The organism is Variovorax sp. P4_D9, from assembly GCF_056401695.1.
Genome location: NZ_JBFUIU010000603.1, coordinates 1 through 5,515, shown reverse-complemented (window position 1 = coordinate 5,515; position 5,515 = coordinate 1). Strand labels below are relative to the sequence as shown.

Below are 5,515 nucleotides of genomic sequence, written 5' to 3'. Positions count from 1 at the left end.
GGAAATGGACCATCAGCAGCGTGGTGGCAATCGACGACACCACCGCCACGGTGGCGGCCAGGCCGCTGCCCATGAKGTCCTTGGCCGCGTACTTGGCCAGCGCACCGCCGGTCAGCGGCAGGCCACCGAGCCCCAGGGCGATGACCGCGGCCGGCAGCAGCATCGGCCACAGGTGCCGGCGGCCGGTGCTGGGCCAAGGCGAGGATCGGCGCTATCAGCAGATGCGCGAGCGCAATCAGCCCCATTTCGGGCTCAAGAGCCTCTGCCTGGTATTCGGCCTGCAGGCCCTGCTGGCGTGGATCGTCACGGCACCGCTGCTCGGCGGCATGGCGGGCACCCGTCCGTTCGCCTCGCTCGATGCGGCCGGTGCGGTGCTGGCTGCCTTCGGCATCGCCTTCGAGGCCATCGCCGATGCGCAGATGACGCACTTCAAGTCGAGCCCGACGCAACGCGGCCGCGTGATGGACCGCGGCCTGTGGCGGTACAGCCGCCATCCCAACTACTTCGGCGAGGCCTGCGTCTGGTGGGGGCTGTGGCTGATGGCGATGGCGGCCACGGGCTGGGCCGGGGCCTGGACCACGGTCTCGCCCGCGCTCATGACGCTGCTGCTGCTGCGCGTGTCYGGCGTCAGCCTGCTCGAGAAAGACATCGCCGAGCGCCGACCCGCCTACTGGGACTACATCGCGCGCACCAACGCCTTCCTTCCGGGTCGGCCGCGCAAGGACCGCGCCCGGTCCTGACAACCCACCTACATCCCGACCAGCGAGCCCATCATGCGCGCCAGCGCGCCCTGGAACAGGACCCGCCCCTCGACCGAGGCGAGGCAGATGCACTCACCGGCCGCCAGCACCTTGGGCTGGTGATGAATGTCGCCATCGGTCTCGTCGAAATCGCCCGGACCGAACAGCGCCCGCCCGTCGTGGAACGACCCGTGCAGCACCTGCGTCAGCTCGCTCTGGCTGTGGGTGTGGAAGGGCAGTTCCTTGCCGGCGCCGATGCGCAGCAGGAAGACATTGGCCGCGGCGTCGTAGGGCACGGTGACGCGGCTCCATCGCATCCCGGGCCCGAGCCAGCGCCAGGGCGTTGCGCTGCAGCCCCACAGCGCGCGGGGCCAGGCCATCCCTTCGGGCAGCGCCGGCCGGCTGATGCGCCGCACCGTTGGCCGCACGGCCGGCGCCTTCGGCGGCGCATCGATCGCGGCCAGGGCCTCGGCCAGCGCCTGCGACGGGAGCACGGCAGGCGCCAGTTCTTCCAGCATGGCACCGCCGACCGATTCGAGTTCGCGCAGCCGGGCGCGGCAGTGGGTGCAGCCCTCGACATGGCTGTCCACCAGCAGGGAATGCCCGCTGGAAAGGGTGCCGGCCGCCTGGGCCAGCAGGAGTCCGTCGTCCGGATGATGGAGGATCATGGTTCAAGCTCGTCGAGCATTCGACGCAGGTGGTTCACGGCAAGCCGCACGCGTGACTTGACGGTGCCGAGCGGAATGCCAAGGTCATTGGCAATGCGGGCATGCGGCCGCTCTTCATAGAAGGACAGGTGCAGGACCTGTGCCTGTTCGGCCGGCAGCCGGGCGAAGGCCTCGCGCACGCGGCGCTCCCGGCGGCCGGCGCGCAGCTGCTCGTCGAGCGCGGGCGCGGTGTCCGGCAGCTCGGTGCCGTCGTTGTCCTCGCCATCGATGAAACCGGCACCGCCCTGGCGCCGGAAATGGTCGACCCGCAGGTTGCGCGCGATGGTGAAGATCCAGGTCGAGACGCCCGCCTGCCGCGGATCGAACATCGCGGCCTTGCGCCAGACGCTGATCAGGGTCTCCTGGGCCAACTCCTCGGCCAGCCCCTCGGCACTGCCGCCGCGCATCAGGTAGGCCTTGATCCTCGGCGCGAAATGGCGGAACAGCACGGCGAAGGCCTGACGGTCCCCGTGCCGGGCAACGGCGAGCATCATCTCGCTGAGTTCTTCGCTTGTCGGCATCGCGCCCCGGTTCTGATGCAGCGTCAGGATCGACCGGCCGGGCGGCCTGGCCAACACAGGCCTCGCGGCCGCTGCGGAGGACTGTCGCACGGTGTTCATGGCCTTGATACGCAGCTGCCGCGAAATTAGATCACAGCGATTCCGGCAAAGTAATCCAAAGTCGGGTCAGATCACGTAGAAGAGCCAGAACCACGTGCCAGGACCCGCTGTTCCATGAGAACCGATCTCCCGACGGTGCTTCAGCCGCCCGCGCCACCGACCGGCCGGTGCTCGACATCACGGTCATCGGCAGCGGCATTTCGGGCCTGTCCGCGGCCTGGCTGCTGTCGCAGAAGCACCGGGTCACGCTGTTCGAGGCCGATGGCCGGGCCGGTGGCCACAGCCACACGGTCGAGGTGCCGGCGCTCGGTGGGCCATCGCCGTCGACACCGGCTTCATCGTCTACAACGAGGCCGCCTACCCGAACCTGAGCGCGCTGCTGGCCCATCTCGAGGTGCAGACCCAGGCCTCGGAGATGTCCTTCGCGGTCAGCCTCGACCAGGGCGCGCTGGAGTATTGCGCGCGCGCATCGACGTCGGACTCTTCACCTTCTCGCACGCATCGACGAACTGATCCGTCGCACGCCTGGCTGCGTATCAGGAGCAGCCGTTGCGCGTTTCGTGGCGGCCCCATCCCAACAGGAGCACTCCATGCAGATTCATTTCAATCGCGCCGCTTCCATCGCCCTCGCGGTCTCGCTCGCCGTCGGCGCGACGTCGGCCATGGCCCAGGTGATGGTCGGCGGCGCGCCGATGCTGCCGACCAAGGACATCATCGACAACGCGGTGAACTCCAAGGACCACACCACCCTGGTGGCGGCAGTCARGGCCGCGGGCCTGGTCGACACGCTCAAGGGCGCGGGTCCGTTCACGGTCTTCGCGCCGACCGACGAGGCCTTCGCCGCACTGCCGGACGGCAGCGTCGACATGCTGCTGAAGCCCGAGAACAAGGGAAAGCTCACGACCATCCTGACCTACCACGTGGTGCCCGGCAAGGTCGACGCGGCGACCCTGTTGAAGCAGATCAAGGACGGCGGCGGCATGGCCTCGCTGAAGACCGTGGCCGGCGGCGCACTGACCGCGAAGCCGGGCAATGGCAAGGTCATGATCGTCGACGAGAACGGCAACGCGGCCACCGTGACCATCGCCGATGTCGTGCAGTCGAATGGCGTGATCCACGTCGTCGACAAGGTGCTGCTCCCAAAGTGAGGAGCAGGCGCATCCACCCAAACTAGGCCGGCGCCGGGATCGGCAGGTCGTCGAAGCGCCGGAACTCCTGCAGCGAGAAGCTGCTCTGCACCTGCCTGACGCCCGGCAGGCGGTGCAGCTTGAGGGTCAGCAGCGTCGAATAGGCGTCCAGGTCTTCCGCCACCACCATCAACAGGAAGTCCGCGTTGCCCGTGATGCCGTGGAACATCACGACCTGCGGGATCGCCAGCACAGCGTCGACGAACTCGGTCGAGCGCGACTCGTTCTGGAAATCGATGCTGATGCTGACGAAGGCGACTACCCCATAACCCAGCGCGCGGCGATTCAGCCGCGCGTGGTAGCCGTCGATCAAGCCCGACTCTTCGAGCCGCTTGATGCGACGCCAGCACGGCGACTGCGAAAGGCCGGTCATCTGCGCCAGCTCGCCGGTGGTCAGCCGGGCATTCTGCTGCAGGGCCGCGAGCAGCTGGCGGTCCATTTCATCGGCTTTGATGTGCATAAAAAATCCTTGATATGACCCACAAGAGACAAAATTATGCGCAAACCAAAAACTACTTGGCTTGGCGATCCGCCAATCAAAGAATCCGGGCTTCGATTCACCCTTCCGATATTCCTTCATGACCGCACCCTCCGCCTCGCTGTTCAGCCATGTCCCGCCCTACGAAGGCGATCCGATCCTGTCCTTGATGGAAGCTTTCCAGGCCGACCCGCGCCCGAACAAGGTCAGCCTCAGCATCGGTGTCTACTTCGACGATGAAGGCCGGCTGCCGGTGCTGCCCTCGGTGCGCCGCGCCGAGACCGCCCTTCTGCAGGAGATCGGGCCGCGCCCCTACCTGCCGATCGAGGGCATCGCCGATTTCCGCGCCGCCGTCCAGCGCCTGCTGTTCGGCTCCACGCACGAGGCCGTGACCAGCAGCCGCATCGCGACCCTGCAGACGCTCGGCGGCTCCGGCGCCCTCAAGATCGGGGCCGACTTCCTGCGCCGCTACTTTCCGGGCGCCGCTGTCTGGGTCAGCGACCCGACCTGGGACAACCACCGGGCCATCTTCGAAGGCGCCGGGCTCGAGGTGCATACCTATCCCTACTACGACCCGGCCACCGGCGGCCTCTCGTTCGACCGCATGCTGGCTTGCCTCGACGCCATGCCGCGCCACAGCATCGTGCTGCTGCACGCCAGCTGCCACAACCCAACCGGCGTCGACCTGACGCAGGCCCAATGGAAGGCCCTGATCCCGGTGCTGCGCGAGCGCGCGTTGATTCCATTCATCGACATCGCCTACCAGGGCTTCGGCGACGGCCTCGACGAGGATGCCTTCGCCCTGCGCGCGCTGGCCGACGCCGGCATCGCCTTCTTCGCCGCCAACTCGTTCTCGAAGAACTTCTCGATGTACGGCGAACGCTGCGGCGGCCTCAGCGTGGTGTGCGAGAACCGCGCCGCGGCCGAGACCGTGCTGGGCCAGTTGAAGGCGACCGTGCGCCGCAACTACTCGACCCCGCCCACGCACGGCGCCCGGGTCATCACCCGCGTGCTGCAGGACCCGGCGCTGTTCACGCTCTGGACCGACGAGACGGCCGCCATGCGCAAGCGCATCCGCGCCATGCGCGAGCGCCTGCTGGCGGTGCTCGACGAGAAGTTCCAGGGTCGGCGCAACTTCGGCTACCTGGTCACGCAGCGCGGCATGTTCAGCTACACGGGCCTCGGCGAAGCGCAGGTGGCGCGGCTGCGCGACGAGCACGCTGTCTACCTGGTGCGTTCGGGCCGCATGTGCCTGTCGGGGCTGACCAGCGCCAACGTGGACCACGTGGCGCAGGCGATGGCCGCAGTGCTCGCGTGAAGGAGATCGTCGACACCGGCCTGCCGGCGCTGGCGCAGCCCTTCTCCTGGGCGGTGAAGGCCTCGGGCCTGCTGTTCACCGCCCACGGACCGGTGCGCCCCGACGGAAGCATCGACACCGGCGCCATCGAGGACCAGGCCCGCCTGACCTTCGCCAACCTGCGGCGCGCGGTCGAGGCGGCCGGCGGCAGCCTCGGCGACGTGACCCAGGTGCTGATCTACATGACCGACGTCCAGGACATGCCGCGGATCGACGCCGTGTACCGCGAGTTCTTCGCCGCGCCCTACCCGAACCGATCGAGCATGGGCGTCTCGGGCCTGGTGGTGCCGGGCATGAAGATCGAGGTCGTGGCCTACGCGGCGATCGCTTAGGACCTGCTCAGACCGGCGCCGGGCCGCCCCAAGGSGGYCTGCGCCCCCTCGSGSGGCAGCGAGTACAYGAAGTGACGAGCGTGGGGCTCAATCC

8 protein-coding genes are annotated in these 5,515 nt (G+C 68.2%); 5 read left to right on the top strand and 3 right to left on the bottom strand.

The features are described from left to right. Nucleotides 1-140: 140 nt before the first annotated feature. Nucleotides 141-740: a DUF1295 domain-containing protein gene (locus AC1DY5_RS40215; RefSeq protein ID WP_478120031.1), complete on the top strand. Its 600-nt coding sequence runs from the start codon at nt 141-143 to the stop codon at nt 738-740. An 8-nt stretch (nt 741-748) separates the two neighbouring features. On the opposite strand, the gene AC1DY5_RS40210 is transcribed toward AC1DY5_RS40215, so the two are convergent. Together AC1DY5_RS40210 and AC1DY5_RS40205 are read right to left on the bottom strand one after the other, a co-directional pair. Beyond that, entirely contained in the window at nt 749-1,408 is a 660-nt protein-coding gene (locus AC1DY5_RS40210; protein ID WP_478120030.1) for a ChrR family anti-sigma-E factor, read from the bottom strand. Beyond that, entirely contained in the window at nt 1,405-2,067 is a 663-nt protein-coding gene (locus AC1DY5_RS40205) for a sigma-70 family RNA polymerase sigma factor (RefSeq protein WP_478120029.1), read from the bottom strand. Before AC1DY5_RS40205 ends, AC1DY5_RS40210 begins: the two co-directional genes overlap by 4 nt. A 167-nt stretch (nt 2,068-2,234) precedes the next feature. Between AC1DY5_RS40205 and AC1DY5_RS40200 the strand changes: the two genes are divergently transcribed. Together AC1DY5_RS40200 and AC1DY5_RS40195 are read left to right on the top strand one after the other, a co-directional pair. Then, nucleotides 2,235-2,438 carry an FAD-dependent oxidoreductase gene (locus AC1DY5_RS40200; RefSeq protein WP_478120028.1) on the top strand — a complete coding sequence of 68 codons (204 nt, stop codon included), beginning with the start codon at nt 2,235-2,237 and terminating at the stop codon, nt 2,436-2,438. Between the two features lie 219 nt (nt 2,439-2,657). Next, the gene (locus AC1DY5_RS40195; protein WP_478120027.1) at nt 2,658-3,215 is read left to right on the top strand and encodes a fasciclin domain-containing protein; all 558 of its coding nucleotides are present in this window, start codon (nt 2,658-2,660) and stop codon (nt 3,213-3,215) included. Nucleotides 3,216-3,237: 22 nt separating this feature from the next. Here the strand turns inward: AC1DY5_RS40195 and AC1DY5_RS40190 are convergent, their stop codons facing one another. Next, complete coding sequence (locus AC1DY5_RS40190; protein ID WP_478120026.1) at nt 3,238-3,714, bottom strand: Lrp/AsnC family transcriptional regulator; 477 nt, start codon at nt 3,712-3,714, stop codon at nt 3,238-3,240. A gap of 139 nt (nt 3,715-3,853) precedes the next feature. On the opposite strand from AC1DY5_RS40190, the gene AC1DY5_RS40185 reads away from it, so the two are divergent. Continuing rightward, a complete protein-coding gene (locus AC1DY5_RS40185) occupies nt 3,854-5,050 on the top strand; it encodes an amino acid aminotransferase (protein WP_478120032.1) in 1,197 nt (398 codons plus the stop codon). After that, complete coding sequence (locus AC1DY5_RS40180) at nt 5,047-5,421, top strand: RidA family protein (RefSeq protein WP_478120025.1); 375 nt, start codon at nt 5,047-5,049, stop codon at nt 5,419-5,421. Before AC1DY5_RS40185 ends, AC1DY5_RS40180 begins: the two co-directional genes overlap by 4 nt. Nucleotides 5,422-5,515 lie beyond the last annotated feature (94 nt).